Origin of the sequence: Hyphococcus aureus (assembly GCF_042643165.1) — a bacterium.
Taxonomy (GTDB): domain Bacteria; phylum Pseudomonadota; class Alphaproteobacteria; order Caulobacterales; family Parvularculaceae; genus Hyphococcus; species Hyphococcus aureus.
In genome coordinates, this window is record NZ_JBHRSH010000001.1 from 766,011 (window position 1) to 785,794 (window position 19,784).

The following is a 19,784-nucleotide window of genomic DNA, read 5'->3' on the forward strand; positions in this document are numbered from 1 at the left end:
GCCCATCCATGACCATGCTCACCCCCGTTCTCGCCCTGATCGTCTGGACCCTGATTGTCTGGTGCTGGATGTATGCGCTGCGTATTCCGGCGATGCAAAAAGCCAAGATCAACCCGGACGACGCCATTCATCCCGGCTCGCTTAACTCCCTGCCGATAGAAGCGAGGGTGATCGCCGACAATTACAATCACCTGCATGAACAGCCGACGATTTTCTATGCGCTGGCGACATATTCTTTTCTGGTTGGCGTCGGAGACGGGCTCAACATCATGCTGGCGTGGATTTATGTGGCGCTGCGCATCGTCCACTCGCTGATCCAGATTGTCCTGAGAAAAGTCATGCCGCGCTTCATGGTTTTCGCGGCGGGCAGCGTCGTTTTGATGATCATTGCGGCGCGCAATGTTCTGGCGCTTTTGCTCACCTGACGGGCTTTGCGGGAACGCTCCGGCGCCTCCGGTGTTAGGACGCCATGAGCCCTAACCGCACCACTGACACAGCCGCCGTTCGGGCGGCGGAACTGGAGCGCGTCGTCCCGCCCCACGAGGCGGCGAAGACGCGGGTCGAGTGGCTGGCCGATTTCCTCGACACCAAATATCGCATTCCCGGCCTCGGCTATCGTTTCGGCTGGGACAGTATTCTGGGCCTTATCCCCGGCATTGGCGACGCGGTCGCCGGACTGATGTCGGTCTATCTGATCTGGGAGGCGCGGCGCGCGGGCGCGGGGCCCGGCCTTGTTCTGCGTATGGTCTATAACATGCTTGCCGACACCATTCTCGGCGCGGTGCCGATCCTCGGCGATCTCTTCGACTTCGCCTTCAAGGCCAATCTCCGCAATGCGGAGCTGTTGAAAGAGCACTACTCAAAAATTGAAAGACGCAACGCCGCCGCCTGACGCCGCTATGCGTTTTCAGGCCGGTGAAAGCAGGCTAGCCTCCTTATGACGCAACCGGAGGCTTGTCCGCCATGTTCGACTTTTCCATGGAGCAATGGCTCCTCATCGCCTTCCTCGCCTATGTCGCGTTCACAATAGGCCGCATGTCCAAGAGCGGCGAGGCGCCGGAAGCGCGCGAGGCGCGGCGCATGGCCGAAGAAACCAGGGCGGCGGATGCATTTGCTTCTCTCTCCCCGTCGATTCAGTCTGATGTGGATCGTCTGTTAATGGACAAGAAGAAAATCGAGGCGATCAAGGTCATCCGTGAGCATACCGGCCTTGGCCTGAAGGAGTCCAAAATCGCCGCCGACAAACGGGCGAGCCAAATTCTCGCCTAGTCCCATACCGGAGACGCATGATGAGTGAATTCGCCGGCCTGCCGAACGACTATTTCAAGTTTTTCAAAGAGCTTCGCGAGAATAACAATCGCGAATGGTTCAATGACAACAAGCCGCGATTCCGGGAAAGCGTGCAGGAGCCGCTCGCGGCTTTTGTGGAAGCGATGGCGCCGAAACTGAAAAAGATTTCAAAACATATTGTCGCCGATCCGCGCCTGAATGGCGGGTCGGTGTTTCGCATCTATAAGGACACGCGCTTCTCGAAGGACAAGGCCCCCTACAAAACCCATGGCGCGGTGCAGTTCCGCCATGCGCTCGGCAAGGACGCCCACGCGCCGGGCTTTTACGTGCATCTCGATCCGGACGAGATTTTTTATGGCGGCGGCGTCTGGACGCCGCCCTCCCCGTCTCTGCTGGCCATCCGCGAAGCGATCCGGGATAAATCCTCCGCATGGAAGAAAGCGACCACTGGCGCCGCTTTTACAAAACGCTTTGGCGATCTGCGCGGTGATGCGCTGACCCGCCCGCCGCGCGGCTTTGACGGCGATCACCCGATGATCGAAGATTTGAAGCGCAAAAGCTTTTTCGCGATGGCGCCGGGAAAGGCGGCTTCAGCGAAAAAACCTGGTTTTGTGGACGATGTCGCCGCCGCCTTCGCCGACGCAAAGCCGATGATGAAATTTCTCTGTGACGCGACCGGAGCGCCCTTTTAGGAAACAACCATGATCTCACCCGCCTATCTGCGCCTGATGGCGGCCTATAATGAGTGGCAAAATACGAGCCTGTACGGCGCCGCGGCGGGCCTCAGCGATGAGGCGCGCCATCTGGATCGCGGCGCGTTTTTCAACTCTATCCACGGCACGCTGTCCCATATTCTCTGGGGCGACCGGGTCTGGCTCTCCCGGTTCACGCCTGCGCCCGCGCCAAACATGAAGATCGCTGACTCCTCGCGGTTGATTGAGGATTGGGAGATCCTGCGCGCGGAACGGGGCAAGACCGATGCGCAGATCCTGGCATGGGCCCATAGCGTCACCGCCGCCGATCTTGAGGGCGACCTCACCTGGACTCCGATCGCTGTGAACAAAGAATTCACCATGGCGCGCTGGGTGCTGATAACGCATTTCTTCAATCACCAGACCCATCATCGCGGACAGGCTCACGCCATGCTCACCGCCGCTGGCGCAAAACCGGCGGATACGGACATTCCCTTCATGCCGGACCTCGACGCCTTTGTTGAGCACAATGAGTAAATCATGACCACGCACCTTTTCGACCTTTCCATCGATAATATTGTCGTCGAAGACGGCGCCCCGCCGCCGGAACGCATCATCTCCGGCGATCCGAAATTCAAGACCTGGAATATGGAGGAACAGCCCGGCGGACTTTACGCCGGCGTCTGGGAATCGACGCCGGGCAAATGGCGCATCGAATATGACGAATGGGAATATTGCCGCATTCTCTCCGGCGTTTCAGTGATCACCGGGGAAGACGGCGAAGAACGGCGCGTCGGTCCCGGCGACAGCTTCATCATCCGCCCCGGCTTTAAAGGCGCATGGGAGGTGATCGAGACCACGCGCAAGGAATATGTGGTCCGGCTTTAATCGCGGGTGATCAGCCATAATCGCCCGCCCAGCAGGGTTGCCGCAGCCGCGAGCGACGCCAGCAGGCCCCACCATACGCCGACGGCGCCAAGCGGCGTGGACAGGCCGAGATATGACGCAACCGGAAAGCCGACAACCCAGTAGCTGATCCCCGTCAGGATCATCGGTATACGGACATCTTTAAGGCCGCGCAGCGCCTGACCCGCCGCAACTTGAATGGCGTCGAACAGCGCGAAGGCCGCAGCAATCGGCAAAAATGACGCCACCAGCCCCAGGACCCGCCCATTATGGGGGTCGCCCGGTTCAAGGTAAAACCCTGCAATCGTCATCGGCCAGATCATCACCGGAATAGCGACGATCATGATCGCGCCGACGCTGCATGTCACCGCCATGGCGGCGGCGCGGCGGACGCCTTGCCGGTTTTTCGCGCCTTCCATCAATCCCACACGAACGCATCCCGCCATGGAAAGGCCCAGCGGCATCATGAAGGCGATCGCGGCGACGTTCAGCGCAACCTGATAGGCGGCCATTTCATTGACGCCGATGCGGCCCATCAGAAAAACGGCGGCGTTGAACAGCATCGCCTCAAAACCGATGGTGATGGAAATCGGCCAGCCGAGCCGCGCCACTTCGGCGAAACGCGGCCAGTCGTGATTGAAAAAATTGTGGAAAAGTTCGAACGTCTTCGCGCGTTTCTCCCAGCCGATATAGGCGGCGAGCATGAAGAACCCGAACGCATGGGAGATCGATGAGGCGATCCCCGCGCCCACAAGCTCGAGCCGGGGGAAACCCCAATTGCCATAGATCAGGAGATAGTTGAGAAACGCATTGATCAGCGTCGTCAGCATAATGACGTAAAGCGGCGCCCGCGCGCGATCAATCGCGGCGAGAAAGTTCCGCAGCACAATGACGCCGAGCGCAAAGGGCAGTCCCGGCGTCAACGCCAGCACATAAGGCTCTGCAAGCGCCGCGATTTGCGGCGGCTGGCCGGTCATCACCGCGAACTCTTCAACGAAGAAATAGATCAGCGACGCAATCGGCGCACAGATGCCGACAAGCCAGAGCCCCATACGCACAGACCGGCGCACATCGCGCGTATCGTTTTCGTCAGCGCCCAGCGCCTGAGACACCATGGGCGACACCGCCATGGCCGGGCCCATGCCGGCGACGAACAAGACGTAGAATATGACGATGCCAAGCGCCGCGGCCGCGAGCGGTTCCGGCCCCAGCCGCCCGATCATCAAAATGTCGACGGTGTTAATGGAAAACTGGACGAGCTGAGTCAGGCCCATCGGCAAGCCGATGGCCATGAGCGCGAAAAATTCGCGTCGCCAGGGCCCCTTTTCGGCGCCCGGCGTCATGGAAACTGTTGTCGTCACGAATACTCTCTCCGTCCTCCATCACTGGAGGGACGGCGTCCTTAGCCGGTCTGGTCCCACGGCGAAAGGGGGCCGTGGTCACTCGGCGTTCACGGTTGCGGGAAAGTCACGCTTTTAAGTATGGCGCGATTTTCTTGGCGCCGTCGCGATTGGCGGAAAGCATGTCGAAACGGCCTTCGGTAAGCATTTCTGTTGCGGCGCCGAGCGTGCCATAGGCGTTCCAGGCGAGCCCGCCGCCAATGGAAAGCCGCGCGGCGCCGGCCCTCGCAAAGTCCTCAACGGAATGCTTCGCCAGCGCCCCGAGAATGAGAATATTCACCGGCTTCGAAACGCCTTTGCAGACGGCGCGCGCAGCATCCATATCCGGCAGGCCCGGCGCATAGAGTACGTCCGCGCCCGCCTCAGCGAAGGCGTTGAGCCGCGCAATCACCTTGTCGAGGTCGCAATTGCCGTAAAGAAACGCCTCGGCGCGCGCGGTCAGCACAAAATCCCGGCCGCTCCGGTTACGCGCCTCCACCGCGGCCTCGATGCGCGCGACGGCGAGCGCATCATCTTCGATGACGGGATTTCGAGACTCGCCGGTTGAATCTTCAATGGACCCGCCCGCCAGCGCCGTCGCGCAAGCGCGGGCTATTGTTTCAGCAGCATCTTCCGGCGCCAGCCCAAAGCCATTTTCAAGATCGGCGTTCACAGGGATTTCCACCGCGTCGGCGATGGCGGCGCCATGGCTCAGCGCCTCTTCGCGCGTCACACCGTAATCCTTGCGGCCCAGGGTCATGGCGAAACCCGACGACGTCGTCGCCAGCGCCTTGAAGCCCAACCCTTCAAGCATCCGCGCCGATCCGGCGTCCCAGGGGTTCGGAATGACAAAGGGCTTTCCGGCCTGATGCAGGGCGCGAAAGGCGGCGGCTTTTTCGTTGCTGTTCATGTCCTTCATCCGACTAAAATGCTTTCAAAGACCCGTGAGGCGCGGAAGCTAGCTTCAGGAAAATGCGGTCTTCGCGTGTGATGAACCGCTCGGTCCTGGCGAACTCGTAATTCTCCTTGCCCAACGGGTCCGCCGCCAGCCGCGCCTTGTAGTCTTCATACGCCGCAAGCGAGGGCAGCGTATAGACGCCATAGGCAGTTGTCGCTGAACCTTCATGAGGCGCAAAATAGCCGATGAGATCGGCCCCGCAACGCGGGATCGCCTGCCCCCAATTGCGGGCGTAAGTCTCGAAAGCGTCTTTCTTGAACGGGTCGATTTCATATTTGATGAAACAGGTAATCATCATGCCCTCCTTGTCTTTTGCGCCGCGACGGTAGTCGCGGCGCGACGGCGCGCCACCCGTTTCTTGCGGTTTAATCGGTCACGGCGTCATGCCAGCTCTTGAAGGCGCCGCCGCCAAGCACCTGCGCCTGAATTTGCGCCATGGCCGCATTCGCCGCATCGGTCGCCGCTGTGTTCGGATGCACCGGACGGCGCAAGGGCCGCGTTCCGGCGGGCATCGCCATGGTCTCCGCAATCGCGCGCGGCACGTCATTGGCGTCGGTGGAATATTCTCCGCTGAGAATGCCGCGCGCCATCTGGACATGGGCGTCATAGGCTTTGAGACGGTCGTCATCGGCGCGTTCAAAAAGCGCATCCGTGTAGCGGCTTCCATTCTCCCAGATTTTCGTCGGATAGCCGCCCGGCTGTATGATCGTCACTTCAACGCCGAACGGCGCCAGTTCATAGGCCATGGTTTCGAACATCGCTTCGACGCCGAATTTCGTCGCGCAATACATGCCGAGACCGGGGATCAATATACGCCCGAGCTGGGAAGAGACATTGAACACCTGCCCCTCGCCCTTGCCGCGCATCCCGGGCAAAACGGCGCGCGCCATGCGCAGATAGCCGAACAAATTGGTCTCAAAAATCAGGCGCGTCGCCTCCATGTCGGCGAGTTCCACCGGGCCGCTGAGACCGACTCCGGCATTGTTCACCAGCACATCAAGGGGGCCGCCGGCGATCTCCTCTGCGCGGGCGACGCCTGACGCGATCAGCCCCTCGTCGAGGACGTCGATCTCAACCAGATGAAGCTTGAGCTGTTCGTCTTTGGCGATGCGGGCGAGCTCTTGCGCCTCAGGCCGCTTGCCGACATCGTAATTGCGCATGGAGGCGATCACCGTGGCGCCAAGGCGCGCCAGATGCAGCGCCGTCAGCCGCCCGAAGCCCGAACTCGTCCCGGTGATCAGCACCGACCGGCCGGAAAGGTCCTGCGCAGTGCTGGCGGGGCTTGCGGGTTGGGATTTGGCGGCGGAGGCCGCCGCCAGGGCCGCGGCCCCGCCGAGAATGGCGCGGCGGGAGTGTTCAAATCGGCGTGAGGACATGGAGATTTCCTTTCCTGCTTTGTGTTTTGTGCATCTGCACAGTATGAAAAGCGGCATTGGAGCGCGGATCTTCCGTTTCGATAGACGGATCGTAAGACTTCATACGTTACTCTATATTAGCCATATCGTCGTTCCCGGGGCCCCTCTGGCCCGGACTGGAGACCGAAACTGATGAAATTGCCGGGTTCACTGGCCGCCGGCGCACTGATCGGCCTCGTTATCGGCGCCGCCGCAACCGCCTTTGTGTTGTCGGGGCGTGAGAGCGACGGCGCATCTGCGGGTGGCGCGCCCGGAGCCTCCGCGGCCGGAGGCCCGGGCCGGGGCGCCTATGCGCCCGCCGTCAGCGTCGCCGCAGCGCAGGCCGCCGCCGTCGGCAAGACCCTTGACGTCATCGGCGAGGGCCGGTCGCTCAAAAGCGTGGCGCTGACATCGGAAGCGACGGGCATCGTCACTGAGGTCAACATCGCCCCGGGCAAACAGGTCGCCAAAGGCGACGTCCTGTTGCGTCTCGATGATGAGCAACAGCGCATCGCGTTAGAGCGCGCAAAAGCGCAATACCCGATCGCGAAACAGAACGCCGAGCGCTATGAGGATCTTTTAAACACCGAAGCCGCCTCGGAACTTGAGGCTGAAGCCGCGTTCAACAATTACAAGACCATCGAGGCGGATCTGCGCGCCGCGCAATTCGCCGTGCAGCAGCGCACCATCCGCGCGCCTTTCGACGGCGTCATCGGCCTCACCGAAATCGAAGCGGGCGACTATGTGCGCGCCGGCGATATGGTGACCACGCTTGACGACACCTCCTCGGTGATCATCGAATTCGCGATCCCGCAGGAAGCGGCGCGCGCCGTGGAAATCGGTCAGCCTGTCACAGCGCAGCTCGCCTCCGGCGGCTCGGCGCCCCATGAGGGCGTCATCAGCGCCATCGACAGCCGCGTCGCCGCGGAGACACGCACGCTCAAAGTCGAAGCCACCTTCGCCAATGACGACAACGCGCTGCTGCCCGGCGCAATCTTCTCCGTTTCAACCACAAGCCGCGGCGAACCCGCCGTTTCAATCCCCGGCCTCGCCATTCAGTGGGACCGCGAAGGTCCTTTCGTCTGGAAACGCAGCGCCGAAGGCGTTGCGATGCGCGTCAATGTCTCCATCCTGCAGCGCACCGATGATGTCGTGCTGGTCGCCGGCGACATTCATCCCGGCGAAGTGGTGGTGTGGGAAGGCGCCGACAGGGTGCGCAGCGGCGTGCCCCTACCCGGCCTGACAACGCAGAACCCCGTGTCCACGGGCGCTGGCGCGACCAATGCCGCCGGCCCGGGCGCCGCAGGCGGAAGCGAATAAGCCCGGTGAGCGACAAGCCTTCCAACGCCTCCGGACCGGACAAGACCGCCTCTGGCGGTTTTGTCGGCATCTTCATTCAACGGCCAATTCTCGCGACAGTCGTCAGCCTGCTGATCATGATCGCCGGCCTCGCCGCACTCAATGGTGTCGAGGTGCGCGAGCTTCCCGATGTGGACCAGCCGGTTGTTTCTATTCGCACCAGCTATCCCGGCGCCTCGCCGGAATCGATCGACGCGGAAGTGACCGCGATCCTCGAAGGCGCCGTCGCGCAAGTTGACGGTGTCCGCGCGATCTCATCCTCATCGAGCTTTGCGCAGAGCCGGATCACCGCCGAGTTCTCCTCAAGCGTCGACATCAATGTCGCGGCGACAGATGTAAAGAACGCTGTTTCAGCGATTACCGACGAACTGCCCGAAGACGTAGAGGAACCGCAGGTTATCAAGGCCGACACCGACGCCTCCCCGGTGATGCGCATTTCGGTTTCCGCCGACGGCATGGACCCGGGCGATCTTGCGGACCTCGTGGACGATGTCATTCTGCCCAGGCTGCAGGGCGTGGAAGGCGTCGCGCAAGCTGACGCCTATGGCGTCAAGAACCGCGTCATCCGTGTGCGCGTGATGCCGGTTTCGCTTGCGGCGCGCGGCTTCACTATCGAAGATGTGACGCGGGTCGTGCGCGGGGCCGCACAATCGGCGCCGAGCGGGCGGTTGCGCAATTCCTCCCAGCAGCTCCTGATCCGCGCGGAATCCTCTGCGGAAACGCCGGAGCAGGTCGGCGCCCTGAGGCTCGATGACGAAACGCGCCTTTCCGATGTCGCCATTGTGGAATGGGGCTTTGAGGACGAAACCCGCACCGCGCGCGTCAATGGCGCGCCGGGCATCGGCATCGGCATTGTCCGTCAGGCGCAGTCGAACACCGTTCAGGTCTCAAAGGATGTGCAGGCCGCCATAGACGATCTCACCTTGTCCTTGCCGACCAACGTGAAAGTTAACGTCACCATCGACGATTCCATTTTCATCAACGCCGCCATCACCGAGGTTTTCCGAAGCCTCCTGCTCGCGACCGGCATTGTCGTCATCGTAATTTTTCTGTTTCTCAGATCCTTGCGCGCAACGATTATTCCAGCCGTCACCATTCCGATTTCCCTGCTCGGCACCATCGCCGCGCTCTGGCTCGCCGGTTTCTCCATCAATATCATCACCCTTCTCGCGCTCGTCATGGCGACCGGCCTTGTCGTCGATGACGCCATTGTGGTGACCGAAAACATTCAGCGCTGGCGCGGTATGGGCGCGGGCAAACGCGCGGCGGCGGTTCTCGGCACGCGCGAAATCGTGTTCGCCGTTCTCGCGACGACCGCAACGCTTGTCGCTGTCTTCATTCCGATCTCGTTCCTGCCGGGACAGGCAGGCGCGCTGTTTTCCGAATTCGGCTTCGTGCTCGCCTTCGCGGTGATGGCGTCTTCTATCGTGGCGCTGACCTTGTGCCCGGTGCTCACCGTCAAACTCGGCCGCGAGTTCCGTGAAGAAATGGCCAATCTCGACAGCGACGATCCCGCAGCGCCGAAAAAACCGGCGGGTCCGCTGACCGCGATCTATGGTCCAGCGATCAGAGCCTGTCTCAAGCGCCCGATCATTCCGGCGGTCCTGTCGCTGGTTTTCGCGGCGGGCGCCGTAACCGCCTTCTCCATGACGCCGAAAGAACTGACGCCGACGGAAGATCGCGGCCGGGTGTTCGCCCTGATCTCGGGTCAGGAGGGAGCAAGCTTCCAATATCTTGACCGCAAGGTGCTCGAAATCGAAACCCGCCTTCAAGGCCTGGTGGATGACGGTGAAGTCGAAGCGGTGATGTCGATCAATGGCGTCGGCGGCGGCAACCGCGCTTTCGTGCTGATCAAATTGCCCGATTGGAGCAAGCGTAAAAAATCACAGCAGGATTATGAACGCGAAGTGCGTCAGCTTGTCGGCGATATCGCAGGCGTGACTGTCTTCGTTCGCTCCGGCAATTCCCTCGGCATTCGCGGCGGCGGACAGGGCCTGCAATTTGCTGTTGTCAGCGATGATTATGAAGGCGCCGCAGCGGCGGCGGAGGAAATCGCGGCGCGACTCCAGCAAACCCCCACCATCACTGATGCGCGCCTCAACTTTCAGGTTTCGCAGCCGCAGATCTCCATCGGCATCGACCGGGAAGCGGCGACCTCGCTCGGCGTTCCCATAAGCGCGATCACTACAACCATTCAGGCGATGGCGGATGAATTCCGCGCCGCCGAAGTTTTTGTCGGCGATGACATCATTGATATTCTCGTCTCTTCCGGCGGCGAGCCGGTAAACGATCCGACCGACCTCGCCAATCTTTATGTGCGCACAGCAAGCGGCGATTTCGTGCCGCTGTCTTCGGTCGCCACGATCCAGGAAGAAGCCGTGGCCGCAAACCTCTCGCGCGAACAGCGCCGCCGCGCCGTGCCTGTGTCCGCAAGCCTGATCGAAGGCGCGCCTCTTGGCGACGCAGTGCGCGAATTGCGCCGGATCGCCCCCGACGTGCTCACCGGCGCGCAATCGATCACACTGCTCGGTGAAGCGCAGATTTTGCAGGACTCGAACCGAACAACCCTCCTGGTCTTCGGGTTCGCCGCGATCATCGTCTTCCTCGTTCTCGCGGCGCAGTTTGAAAGTTTCGTCAGCTCGATCATCATCATGGTGACGGTGCCGTTCGGCCTCGCAGCGGCGATCTACGCCATTCTTCTGACCGGCGGCTCCATCAATTATTTCAGCCAGATCGGGCTCGTGCTGTTGATCGGGATCATGGCCAAGAATGGCATTCTGATCGTCGAATTCGCCAACCAGCTACGCGACCGGGGCCTGAGCATTCGCGAGGCGATTGAAACCGCAGCGATGACGCGCCTACGGCCAGTTCTGATGACCGCCATGTCGACGCTGCTCGCCAGCCTGCCGCTGATCTTCGGTTCAGGCGCTGGCGCCGAGGCGCGCGCAGCCCTTGGCTGGGTGATTTTCGGCGGCCTCGGCTTCGCCACCATCTTCACCCTGTTCCTGACGCCGGTCTCCTTCCTGCTGTTTGCACGGTTGTCGAAACCGCGCGCAGAGGAAGGCGTGAAGGTCGACGAGGAACTCGCGAAAGCGTCGGCCCTGCGCTAGTCTTCTTCGTCGGGGTTTATTTCAGTTTTCAGCCAGCTTTTGCGGAACGCCTTTTGCGCGTCGGTGATGTCCATCTTCACCTTTTCATAGGGTGTGATCTTGAGCGTTTGATCTGTGGCGAAAGTGGCGTTGGCGGTGAACTCTTCGCCGCGGCTCCGGAAACGGATGGCGACCTCTTGCCCCGGCTCGTGACGTTTCATCGCCTTTTCGTATTCATCTTCGCTGTCGATCGTGAACCGGCCAACGCTCAAAATTTCATCGCCGCGATCAAGCCCCGCCTCATAGAGCGGCGTTCCCGTCAATGTGTTCGATGCAATGAAAAGGGCGTCGCCCTTTTCTTCAAACGAGACCCCGCCGAGGCTGGCCTTTTCCGGATCGGCGGCTTCGAGTTTGAAGCCCGCCTCCGCGAAAAGCGGCGCAAAATCCGGCAACTCCCCGTCTTCAATATAGGAGGCGAAAAACGCCGCCGCGAAATCGGCGTCGCCCGTAACGTCGGCCAGCCCTTTGCGCAGATCGTCATGGGTGTAGGGTTTTTCTGTGACGCCGTGAAGCTTCCACATGTGACGCATATAATCGTCGAGGGTGATGTTCTCGAACTCCGTTCGCAAGGTGAGATCGAGCGCAACCGCAATCACTTCCCCATAGGGATAATAAGAGACGAACATATTGGCGCGGTTATCCGGATCGATAGCGCGCGCCGCATCGACAAACGCAGCTTCGAGCGACATCGATTGCGGCGAACCCACTTCGCGTCCCGGCGCATTGATGATGAATGTCAGCGTACCGGCGAGATCGTCCAGATAGTCATCGACAGGCGTCACGCCGCTGCGCGCCCGCGCGATATCGCCGTAATAATTGGTGAAGCCTTCAGCGAACCACAGGCTCGGCGTCGGATTGGCGCGCGCGAAATCAAACGGCTCCAGCTCCGCCGGGCGCATGCGCTCCACATTCCAGGCGTGAAAAAACTCATGAGACAAAGTGCTGATCTGCGCAAAGTCCGACTCATAAAGCCCGTTTGAACTGGAAATGATTGTCGAATTGCGATGCTCCATCCCGTCGCCGGAAATGTGCGGCAGATAATCGGCGATAAAGGTGTAAACGCCATGATCGAATTTCGGCGCCTCACCAAAAATAGCGATCTGCTCGGCGACGATCTTTTTCGCCTCCTGCGCATAGCGGTCCATATCATCGGCGTTGCCGTCATGATGAATCGCAAGGCGGATCGTTTGACCGTCGCTGAGTTTCCATGACCGCAGATCAAAATCGCTAAGCTCCGTCGGTGAGTCCATGAGATATTGAAGATTGGGAGCGGTAAAGCGCGAACGCCCGCCCGCAGGCGGCAATTGCGTCGCGGCTTTCCAGCGCCCGTTCGGAGTCGCGAATGAAATTTCGATGGCGCGATCTTCCAGACCTTCGGACCAGACGAAGGTCGCCGGCATGTTGAGATGCGCATGGGTGCGATCGATCTGGCTATAAGTGCCGTCGGCGCGATCAGCATAGAGCGTATAGGAAACCGTCACCGCGCCGTCATGCCCCTCGACCCGCCAGCTATAGGGATCGCGCTGTTCAAGTTTGAGCGCACGGCCCTTGCCGTCCACCGCGCTGACCTCATAAACATTCTTGGCGAACTCATGCAGCGCATAGCGCCCGGGAGAGGCGCGCGACATGCGAAACACAAACGGCCCTTCAGCGAGATCGCGAAAACTCGCGGTGATCCGCGCTTCGTGATGGGCCGCGTTCTCAAATGACGCATGATAGACGACGGGCGCATTCTCGGCGGCGGCCGGCATGGCTGTGGCCAGTGAGAAAACGCCAAGCAGGCCAGCAAAAGCTGCAATCTGGTTTTTCATGAGACTCCTCTTTTTTTCATCGTGGCTCCAAACCGCGCGCCGGGCAATGGTCTGAGGGCAATGGCCCCATGACAAAGACCCAAGGACGATTGCGGGATCGTGGAGCTTGCTGATAAGAGAGCGCTTTTCCCAAAAGGCTCTCATGCGCATCATCGGCGGACAATTCAGCGGCAGAAAAATCATCGCTCCCAAAGGCATGGTCGCCCGCCCCACGGCGGAGCGCACGCGCGAAGCGCTGTTCAACATTCTCACCTCGCGCGGCGATGTCGCGTTTGAAGGCGCACGGGTGATCGATCTGTTCGCGGGATCGGGCGCGCTGGGGCTTGAGGCCATGTCGCGCGGCGCAGACTGGTGTTTGTTTGTCGAGACTGATGCAGGCGCGCGCGGCGCGATCCGGGATAATATCGAGGCGCTGGCCCTGTTCGGATCGACCCGCATTCACCGCCGCTCCGCCGCCGACCTCGGCTCCAAACCCGCCGGGGTCGGCCCGGCTTTCACGCTCGCCTTTCTTGACCCGCCTTATGGCAAGGACCTCTGTGTCCCGGCGCTGGAGATCCTGCATTCCGGAGGCTGGCTGAAACCCGGCGCCATCGTGATCGTTGAACAGGGCGCCGATGAAACGCCGGTCGCTGTCGACGCCTTCACGGAGGAGGATCGCCGCAGTTACGGCGCCGCCCAGATCGGAATTTATATCTACACCGGTTAGTTCGCGAGCGGCGTCGCCGCTTTGGCGCCGCGTGTCGTCACCAGAAAATCATAACCGAGCAGCATGAATTTGGCTTCCGGGGAAAGCGAGTTGATTTTCTTCTGGCCGAGGCTGCGCCGAAGCGGTTCAAGCGCAATCACCGCCCAGCCGTCCTGCGGAATATCCTTCGCCGTCAGTCCGGCTAGCTCCAGAAACTCGGAGGCTTCCTCACCAGAGTGTTCAACGGTTTTGAAAACGCCGTCTGCTGAGGGCATGATCTGTGTCTTTTCGCCTGCGAGCGGATAAATCACAATGCGCAAGGCGGAGCGCCCATTGGCGGCGGCGACGCCCTCAACCAGAGAGCCAATATCGAACGTGTTCAGGAACGTGGTGCCCAGCCCCAGATGATTGGCGCCCATTTTAAAGATCGCCCGCGGAGCTCGCCCGCGCGCGCTTCCATACGCGTCAAGAAACTGACGTCGGATCAGCGCGACGCGATCCACATTGCTTATATAATTCTCACCGCGCGCAAAGGCCTGATAGACATCGGCGCTTTCACGCAACGCCTCGATCAGCGCCAGCGCTGTCTTATCGCGCGTAAAAAAGGACTCAAGTTCAGCGAAAACTTCAGGCGTTGCGATAAACATGAACATTGCGTCTTGATTGCCAGTCGCGAAGGCTTCCGTTTCATTGGCGAGCAATTCAGCAAGACGCGCCTTTGCTGTATCGCCCCGGGCGCGATCAAGCAGCGTTTGAAGATGCAACAGAGGCGAGCCGATAAACTCCTGATCGACGCCCCAAAGGTCGCCGCCATTCTCCAGGATTGACGCGGCGAGGTCTGCGTCTTCCCGCATATTGAGAAACGGAGCCGCCAGCGGCTTGCCCTCAAGCGCTGCGGCAAGCCCATCGACGCCGTCGCGCTTCAGGACGCCGCTCACCCAGTCGGCAGAAATCGGGCCGATCTCCACAACATGATGGATGACGCCGCCGCCCCGCGCTGCATCGGCAAGCGCCCGGGTGATTTGCGGCGAGCCGGCGAAGCCGTGATCCTCGCCCACGAGAATGAACTGCGCATCGGGAAGCCGTTCAAGAATGAGCGCCGCGCCCGGCCCCTCAAGTCCCGCAGCGGTGACGCTCATCGGCGCGGCAGTCGCCGCGTTTGGAGTTTCAGTTTCCTGCGCAGCGGCCGGGGCCGCTATTGCTGCAGCAAGCGCAGCCATAAGTGTCCGGATCATCATAATCGCCCTCGTCTTGAAGTCGCCTCGATTATAGCCTGCCTCGCGAGAAAAGGCGCCGCAAAGCGGCGGACCGCGTGCTAGGCACGATGCGCTGCGCGCCCTGTCGGGCAGGCGCGCCTTTCGTACGACGAACCGTTAACCAAGCCTTCGTCGAGGTTAAGTCCACCTTAACCAGCCCGGGCTAGGTTGATCCTTATACATGAGAGGGGGACCCCATGTTCACGATTTTTGACGTTTATTCGCTCGCGCTGCTGCTTGCGTCCATGGGGCTGTTCGTCAAACGCTATATGACGCAGGACCCGCCCGTATATCCCTATCTGATCATCGCCAGCACCTGCCTCGTCGCTAATTGGCTGGGCGAAGCCGGCGGCGGCGTTTTTGCGCTGGCGCTGCTTCTGGCGGCGTCCTTTTCGTTCCTCGGCTGTCTTCTTTATCCAAGCTGGCGCTCAATGAACGGCGAAGAGGACAAGAAAACAGCCGCGGTTGACGACGCTTTCTAACACCCCTTGCAGGGCGCCATCCGCGCGCCTATTTTCCAGAAGCTGCCCGGCCCGTCAGGATGACATTCCCCGGGGCCTTATCCAATCGATCGGGAGCTGTCTCTGGTTAGGGCCGTGGCCCTTCTCACGCGGCGCCCACCTGTACCTTAGGGTCCAGGGCGAACAAAAAATCCAACGGCCAGGGCGGCGCTTATTTCTTGCAGTATTTTTTCAGGCGAATAGCGGCCACGCCGCATGATGAGATCGCCGTCGACGATTTCCATTCATTGCCCACAATCACCACGCTGACAGCAGAAGCGGGTTTTCTACGGCTGGAAGATGCCCCTCCCACGAGCCGTAAAACGCACAAAATGGCAAAATATCGCACAATGCCAAGATCTCTTGAAAGATCGCGCCAGAATAGCAGACACAAACTCTCTTTTCCGGATAAGCTGGGCGGCATGTGCGGATAACCAGAACAGAAGTGAGGGCTTAACCGCGATTATGGCGAAACTTGACGAGGCGAATGTTCAAATCCTGACCCTGATGCAACAGAACGCCGCCTTAACGGCGGATGAAATTGCAGAAGAGGTGGGGCTTTCCGCCTCCGCCGTGCAGAAACGCCTGCGCCAGATGCGCGCCGGCGGCGTGATTGAGCGCGAGGCCGCCATTGTCTCGGCCGATGCCTTGGGCGGCGTGTCGCTCTTCCTCGTCAATGTCCAGCTCATCCGCACCAAGCACAACACGATAGGCGCCTTCCGGGCGCTGATGGGCGTGACGGAAGAAGTCGTGCAGTGTTTTCATATTTCAGGCGCGTTCGATTTCTGCTTGCTTGTCGCCGCAAAGGACACACATGGCTATGAAGCCTTTTCAAACCGCTTGTTCACCGAGGACAATTTCGTCGCGAGATTTGAAACCAGCGTTGTCTTGCGGTCGGTGAAATACGGCTTCGCCTTGCCCCTCGAGCAATTGCTGGCCGGGCGTTAGGAGGAATTCATGCTGCCGCCAATCGCATCCTTATTCGATCCAAAGGCCGTCCTGCGCGAACGGATGAAGGGGGAGCGGCGCGCCGCGGCGAAAGCCCGGCCGGACGCCGGCGTGCATGCGGCCGCAAATTTCATGAAGTCGATCCCGCGCGGTGAAAGCGCGGTCGTCTCGCTCTATTTTCCCATGCGCCACGAACTCGACACCGAGCCGCTCGTCGCGGCGCTGATCGAAGAGGGCGTCACTGTCGCCCTGCCCGTCGTCGCCCGAAAAAAATCCCCGCTTGTCTTTCGCGCCTATACGCCCGGCGACGCCATGATCGCAGGCTCCTATGGCGAACAGATTCCCGCAGAAACCGCGCCGGAGGCGACCCCGGATATTCTCGTGATCCCGCTTCTGGCCTTCACCCGGGATGGCGGGCGACTCGGCTATGGCGGCGGCTATTATGACCGGACCCTTGAAAAACTGCGCAAAACCGGCGCGCCGCTGGCCGTCGGTTACGCCTTTGGCGCCCAGGAAGTTGACGCGCTCCCCCTCTCCCCCCTAGATCAGCCGCTAGACTGGATAGTCACCGAACGCGGAGCGGTGAAATGTTAGGACCAGTGCGGAGCGTATTTTGCGGATTGCGGTTTTTGGCGACGTTGTAGGCAGAAGCGGGCGTATTGGTCTGCTCGACCGGCTGCCGGGTTTGCGAAAAAAACTCGCCCTCGATTTCATTATCGTCAATGTGGAGAACGCCGCCGGCGGTTTCGGCGTTACGCGCGACATCGCAGAGGCGTTTCTCGACGCCGGCGCTGATGCGCTCACCACCGGCAATCACGCCTATGACCAGCGCGACGATATCGATATTTACGACCGCGAAGACCGGCTTCTGCGACCGCTGAATTTCGCGCCCTCAAATCCCGGGCGCGGCAGCGGCATGTTCGAAGCTAAAAACGGCGCCAGCGTTCTGGTCGTCCATGCCCAGGGCCAGATCGGCATGCATCCTTGCGACGATCCCTTCGCCGCCGTGGATCGCGAACTCGCGGGCGCGGTTCTCGGCAAAGACATCGACGCTGTTGTCGTCGACTTCCACGCCGAAGCGACCTCGGAAAAGATGGCCATGGGTCATTTTCTTGACGGGCGCGCGAGCCTTGTGGTCGGAACGCACACACATGTTCCGACTGCGGATGATCAGATCCTTCCGCGCGGCACCGGCTATATCACCGATCTCGGCATGTGCGGCGATTATGACAGCGTGATCGGCATGGAAAAGTCGGAACCCTTGCGCCGTTTCACCACCAAGATGAATGGCGGGCGCTTCAGCCCCGCCAATGGCGAGGCGACCCTTTGCGGCGTCGTCATTGACACCGACCCGAAGACCGGACTCGCTTCCAGCATTCATCCTGTTCGCGTCGACGGGCGCTTGCGCCGCGCCATGCCGGAGTTTTAGGCCCGGATTTCAGGCTTGAGCTTTAGGCCGTCGCTGCGAAGATCACATTCCAGAAGACGAGCGTCAGCGTCAATCCGGCCAGCGCAATCGCGAACGCTGTGTGATGGAGCTTTCTGAAAACGCCCCACCCGGAAGCGCGCCATGCCGGCCAAAGGCTCGCCACTCCCAGCAGGGCGACAGCAAAGACAACAAGCCCGATGAGCCGCAGCGTCACGACTGATGCCGGCGGATAGGCCTGCAAGCCAGCAGCGCCAAGGCTCGACAAATCTGTCAGAACCCACAGCGTTGCGCCTGCAAAGACAAAGGTCACCACCGCCGCGGCCATCGCGCCAAGCCCGATCAGGCCGCCCGTCCCGCTCTGCGGAACGTCACGCCCCTGACGGCGCCAAGCGCCCAGCAATGTCGTCACGGCGAAGAACAACGCCGCCCCAAGACCGAGATTGAGATAATCGGCATTTGTCGCAACCGTCTCCCGGTCAAAGGAATGAACGCCCGAGCCGTCGCTGAAATGCGTAATGCGGCCTTTCTCGCCACGGCCGAAGGTGATGCGCTCTCCTTTGCGGTTTTCAAACGTGTCGGGTGCGCCGGGCAATGGCGCGTAATGATCCGACTTGCCGCCTTTGGTGACCGTCAACCCGCCGCCTTCCGCCGGCGCGACGGACGCCCGATCGCTGGAGGCGAATAGTTTTTCAAACATCGAAAAGGAGCGCCGATTGTTAAAATAGTTGCCTGCAAAGGAAGCGGCCTTTTCTTCAAAAGCCGGATCGGCTTTGGCAGGCGTTGCGGGCCGGTCCAGCACATGATCGATCACCAGCGGGCCGAGATCGGAAACCAGCCCGCGGTCATTCGTCGTGCTTTGTGACACGAAGACCCCGAGATCGTATTCCGGGACAAGCATCATATAGGTGTAGAACGCCGTGGTGGCGCCGCCATGACCGAAGGTTTCAACGCCGCGATAGATATTCGTCATGAAGCCATGGGCGAGATCAGCGCCAGAGGCGCGGTCGTCAAAGGCGCGCTTCCACATGATGTCATGGGTGTCTGCGCGCATCAACCGGACGCCGTCCTGTTCGCCGCGCCCCAGGTGAAATAACATCCAGCGCGCCATATCATCCGATGTCGAGGCGATGGCGCCGGCGGGCGCGAATGGCCCGATCTGCATTAACTCGGCGGGTTTCAGGGCGCCCGCTTTGACGTCGTAACCCGTGGCCAGTTCAGCGCGCTGCGCCTCCGTCATTTGCGACGGCGCCGCAATGGTTGTGTGCGTCATGGCGAGGGGTTTCAGAATTTCCGCTTCAAGAAAGTCGCGAAAGGGCATGCCTGAAACATCTTCGACAATTTTCGCCGCCAGCGCCGAACCCCAATTCGAATAGGACGTGCGCGCGCCAGGCGCATAAACACGCTTCGGCATTGTTTCTTTCAGCGCATCAGTCAGCGAGATGTCGCCATCATCGGGGTAAGTGAAAACCGCGAGCGTATCTTCGAAGCCGGCGCGATGCGCCATCAGATCGTTCATCGTCACCGGGGCGCCGAACGCCTCCGGGATCGCCATGTCTTTCAGATAGGTGTTCACATCCGCATCGAGATCGATCAGCCCGCGCTCCTGAAGCATCATCACTGCGGTCCAGGTGAATGTCTTGGAGACCGAGCCGATACGGAACATTGTTTCCTGACCGCTTGCAGGAGTGCGGGCGTCAACGTCCTTTTCACCATAGGCTTTGGCGAAAACGATCTTGCCGTTTCTGACGACGCTCACCGTCACGGCGGGGAGATCATGCTCACGCATATGAGCGGCGATGACGCCGTCCACATAGCCTTCAAGCACCGCCTCCTCACGGGTCGGCTCAAAGGCGGGCAGCGCCACCTCATCCACCGGCGTCGAGGGCGAAGCGTCGGGCGGCGGAATCTGCGCCCATAGAGGCGTCGCAGCAAGCATCAGCAAAACGGTGAGAAAAAGGCGCATCATCTGTCTCCCTTGGCCGGGGCAACCTAACAGACCCGAAGCCACAGACAATGCGCCTCCCTCAG

Annotated in this window: 21 protein-coding genes and 1 other RNA gene; 14 read left to right on the plus strand and 8 right to left on the minus strand. The window is 60.8% G+C overall.

Annotation, left to right across the window (positions count from 1 at the left end; translation table 11 throughout):
* Positions 1–8 precede the first annotated feature (8 nt).
* The 6 genes from ACFOOP_RS03545 to ACFOOP_RS03570 all read left to right on the plus strand — a co-directional run bounded on the left by ACFOOP_RS03545 (position 9) and on the right by ACFOOP_RS03570 (position 2,870).
* Positions 9–425: an MAPEG family protein gene (locus ACFOOP_RS03545; RefSeq protein WP_379879485.1), complete on the plus strand. Its 417-nt coding sequence runs from the start codon at positions 9–11 to the stop codon at positions 423–425.
* 44 nt (positions 426–469) lie between these two features.
* Positions 470–892 (plus strand): DUF4112 domain-containing protein, encoded by a 423-nt coding sequence (locus tag ACFOOP_RS03550; RefSeq protein WP_379879486.1) that lies wholly within the window; start codon positions 470–472, stop codon positions 890–892.
* 71 nt (positions 893–963) lie between these two features.
* Positions 964–1,269 carry a ribosomal protein L7/L12 gene (locus ACFOOP_RS03555; protein ID WP_379879487.1) on the plus strand — a complete coding sequence of 102 codons (306 nt, stop codon included), beginning with the start codon at positions 964–966 and terminating at the stop codon, positions 1,267–1,269.
* A gap of 17 nt (positions 1,270–1,286) precedes the next feature.
* The gene (locus ACFOOP_RS03560; protein WP_379879488.1) at positions 1,287–1,982 is read left to right on the plus strand and encodes a DUF2461 domain-containing protein; all 696 of its coding nucleotides are present in this window, start codon (positions 1,287–1,289) and stop codon (positions 1,980–1,982) included.
* Between the two features lie 9 nt (positions 1,983–1,991).
* Positions 1,992–2,519 carry a DinB family protein gene (locus ACFOOP_RS03565; RefSeq protein ID WP_379879489.1) on the plus strand — a complete coding sequence of 176 codons (528 nt, stop codon included), beginning with the start codon at positions 1,992–1,994 and terminating at the stop codon, positions 2,517–2,519.
* 3 nt (positions 2,520–2,522) lie between these two features.
* Positions 2,523–2,870, plus strand: coding sequence for a cupin domain-containing protein (locus ACFOOP_RS03570; protein ID WP_379879490.1), 348 nt, complete (start codon positions 2,523–2,525; stop codon positions 2,868–2,870).
* On the opposite strand, the gene ACFOOP_RS03575 is transcribed toward ACFOOP_RS03570, so the two are convergent.
* The 5 genes from ACFOOP_RS03575 to ACFOOP_RS03595 all read right to left on the minus strand — a co-directional run bounded on the left by ACFOOP_RS03575 (position 2,867) and on the right by ACFOOP_RS03595 (position 6,704).
* Complete coding sequence (locus ACFOOP_RS03575) at positions 2,867–4,249, minus strand: MATE family efflux transporter (protein WP_379879491.1); 1,383 nt, start codon at positions 4,247–4,249, stop codon at positions 2,867–2,869. The two genes, ACFOOP_RS03570 and ACFOOP_RS03575, sit on opposite strands and share 4 nt — an antisense overlap.
* A gap of 106 nt (positions 4,250–4,355) precedes the next feature.
* Positions 4,356–5,177, minus strand: coding sequence for an isocitrate lyase/PEP mutase family protein (locus ACFOOP_RS03580; protein ID WP_379879492.1), 822 nt, complete (start codon positions 5,175–5,177; stop codon positions 4,356–4,358).
* A gap of 13 nt (positions 5,178–5,190) precedes the next feature.
* Positions 5,191–5,520, minus strand: coding sequence for an NIPSNAP family protein (locus ACFOOP_RS03585; protein ID WP_379881497.1), 330 nt, complete (start codon positions 5,518–5,520; stop codon positions 5,191–5,193).
* Positions 5,521–5,590: 70 nt separating this feature from the next.
* Positions 5,591–6,601 (minus strand): SDR family oxidoreductase, encoded by a 1,011-nt coding sequence (locus ACFOOP_RS03590; protein ID WP_379879493.1) that lies wholly within the window; start codon positions 6,599–6,601, stop codon positions 5,591–5,593.
* Positions 6,582–6,704, minus strand: coding sequence for a hypothetical protein (locus tag ACFOOP_RS03595; RefSeq protein WP_379879494.1), 123 nt, complete (start codon positions 6,702–6,704; stop codon positions 6,582–6,584). The genes ACFOOP_RS03590 and ACFOOP_RS03595 overlap by 20 nt, the downstream gene beginning before the upstream one ends.
* Positions 6,705–6,772: 68 nt before the next feature.
* Here ACFOOP_RS03595 and ACFOOP_RS03600 point away from each other — a divergent pair, with 68 nt between their 5' ends.
* Positions 6,773–7,939: an efflux RND transporter periplasmic adaptor subunit gene (locus ACFOOP_RS03600; RefSeq protein WP_379879495.1), complete on the plus strand. Its 1,167-nt coding sequence runs from the start codon at positions 6,773–6,775 to the stop codon at positions 7,937–7,939.
* 5 nt (positions 7,940–7,944) lie between these two features.
* Positions 7,945–11,088: an efflux RND transporter permease subunit gene (locus tag ACFOOP_RS03605; protein ID WP_379879496.1), complete on the plus strand. Its 3,144-nt coding sequence runs from the start codon at positions 7,945–7,947 to the stop codon at positions 11,086–11,088.
* On the opposite strand, the gene ACFOOP_RS03610 is transcribed toward ACFOOP_RS03605, so the two are convergent.
* Complete coding sequence (locus ACFOOP_RS03610; protein ID WP_379879497.1) at positions 11,085–12,938, minus strand: M61 family metallopeptidase; 1,854 nt, start codon at positions 12,936–12,938, stop codon at positions 11,085–11,087. The genes ACFOOP_RS03605 and ACFOOP_RS03610 overlap by 4 nt on opposite strands.
* Positions 12,939–13,080: 142 nt before the next feature.
* On the opposite strand from ACFOOP_RS03610, the gene rsmD reads away from it, so the two are divergent.
* Positions 13,081–13,644, plus strand: coding sequence for a 16S rRNA (guanine(966)-N(2))-methyltransferase RsmD (rsmD, locus tag ACFOOP_RS03615; RefSeq protein ID WP_379879498.1), 564 nt, complete (start codon positions 13,081–13,083; stop codon positions 13,642–13,644).
* Here rsmD and ACFOOP_RS03620 read toward each other — a convergent pair.
* On the minus strand, positions 13,641–14,861 hold the full coding sequence (locus tag ACFOOP_RS03620; protein ID WP_379879499.1) for a hypothetical protein: 1,221 nt from the start codon (positions 14,859–14,861) through the stop codon (positions 13,641–13,643). The genes rsmD and ACFOOP_RS03620 overlap by 4 nt on opposite strands.
* 215 nt (positions 14,862–15,076) lie before the next feature.
* Between ACFOOP_RS03620 and ACFOOP_RS03625 the strand changes: the two genes are divergently transcribed.
* The 5 genes from ACFOOP_RS03625 to ACFOOP_RS03645 all read left to right on the plus strand — a co-directional run bounded on the left by ACFOOP_RS03625 (position 15,077) and on the right by ACFOOP_RS03645 (position 17,756).
* Complete coding sequence (locus ACFOOP_RS03625) at positions 15,077–15,361, plus strand: XrtV sorting system accessory protein (protein ID WP_379879500.1); 285 nt, start codon at positions 15,077–15,079, stop codon at positions 15,359–15,361.
* A 36-nt stretch (positions 15,362–15,397) separates the two neighbouring features.
* A non-coding RNA gene (gene ssrS, locus ACFOOP_RS03630) (6S RNA) lies at positions 15,398–15,555 on the plus strand.
* Positions 15,556–15,844: 289 nt separating this feature from the next.
* Entirely contained in the window at positions 15,845–16,327 is a 483-nt protein-coding gene (locus ACFOOP_RS03635) for an Lrp/AsnC family transcriptional regulator (RefSeq protein ID WP_379879501.1), read from the plus strand.
* Between the two features lie 9 nt (positions 16,328–16,336).
* Positions 16,337–16,921, plus strand: coding sequence for a 5-formyltetrahydrofolate cyclo-ligase (locus tag ACFOOP_RS03640; RefSeq protein ID WP_379879502.1), 585 nt, complete (start codon positions 16,337–16,339; stop codon positions 16,919–16,921).
* A 19-nt stretch (positions 16,922–16,940) separates the two neighbouring features.
* A complete protein-coding gene (locus ACFOOP_RS03645; protein WP_379879503.1) occupies positions 16,941–17,756 on the plus strand; it encodes a TIGR00282 family metallophosphoesterase in 816 nt (271 codons plus the stop codon).
* 22 nt (positions 17,757–17,778) lie between these two features.
* Here ACFOOP_RS03645 and ACFOOP_RS03650 read toward each other — a convergent pair whose 3' ends face one another.
* A complete protein-coding gene (locus tag ACFOOP_RS03650) occupies positions 17,779–19,722 on the minus strand; it encodes a serine hydrolase domain-containing protein (RefSeq protein WP_379879504.1) in 1,944 nt (647 codons plus the stop codon).
* Between the last annotated feature and the right edge of the window lie 62 nt (positions 19,723–19,784).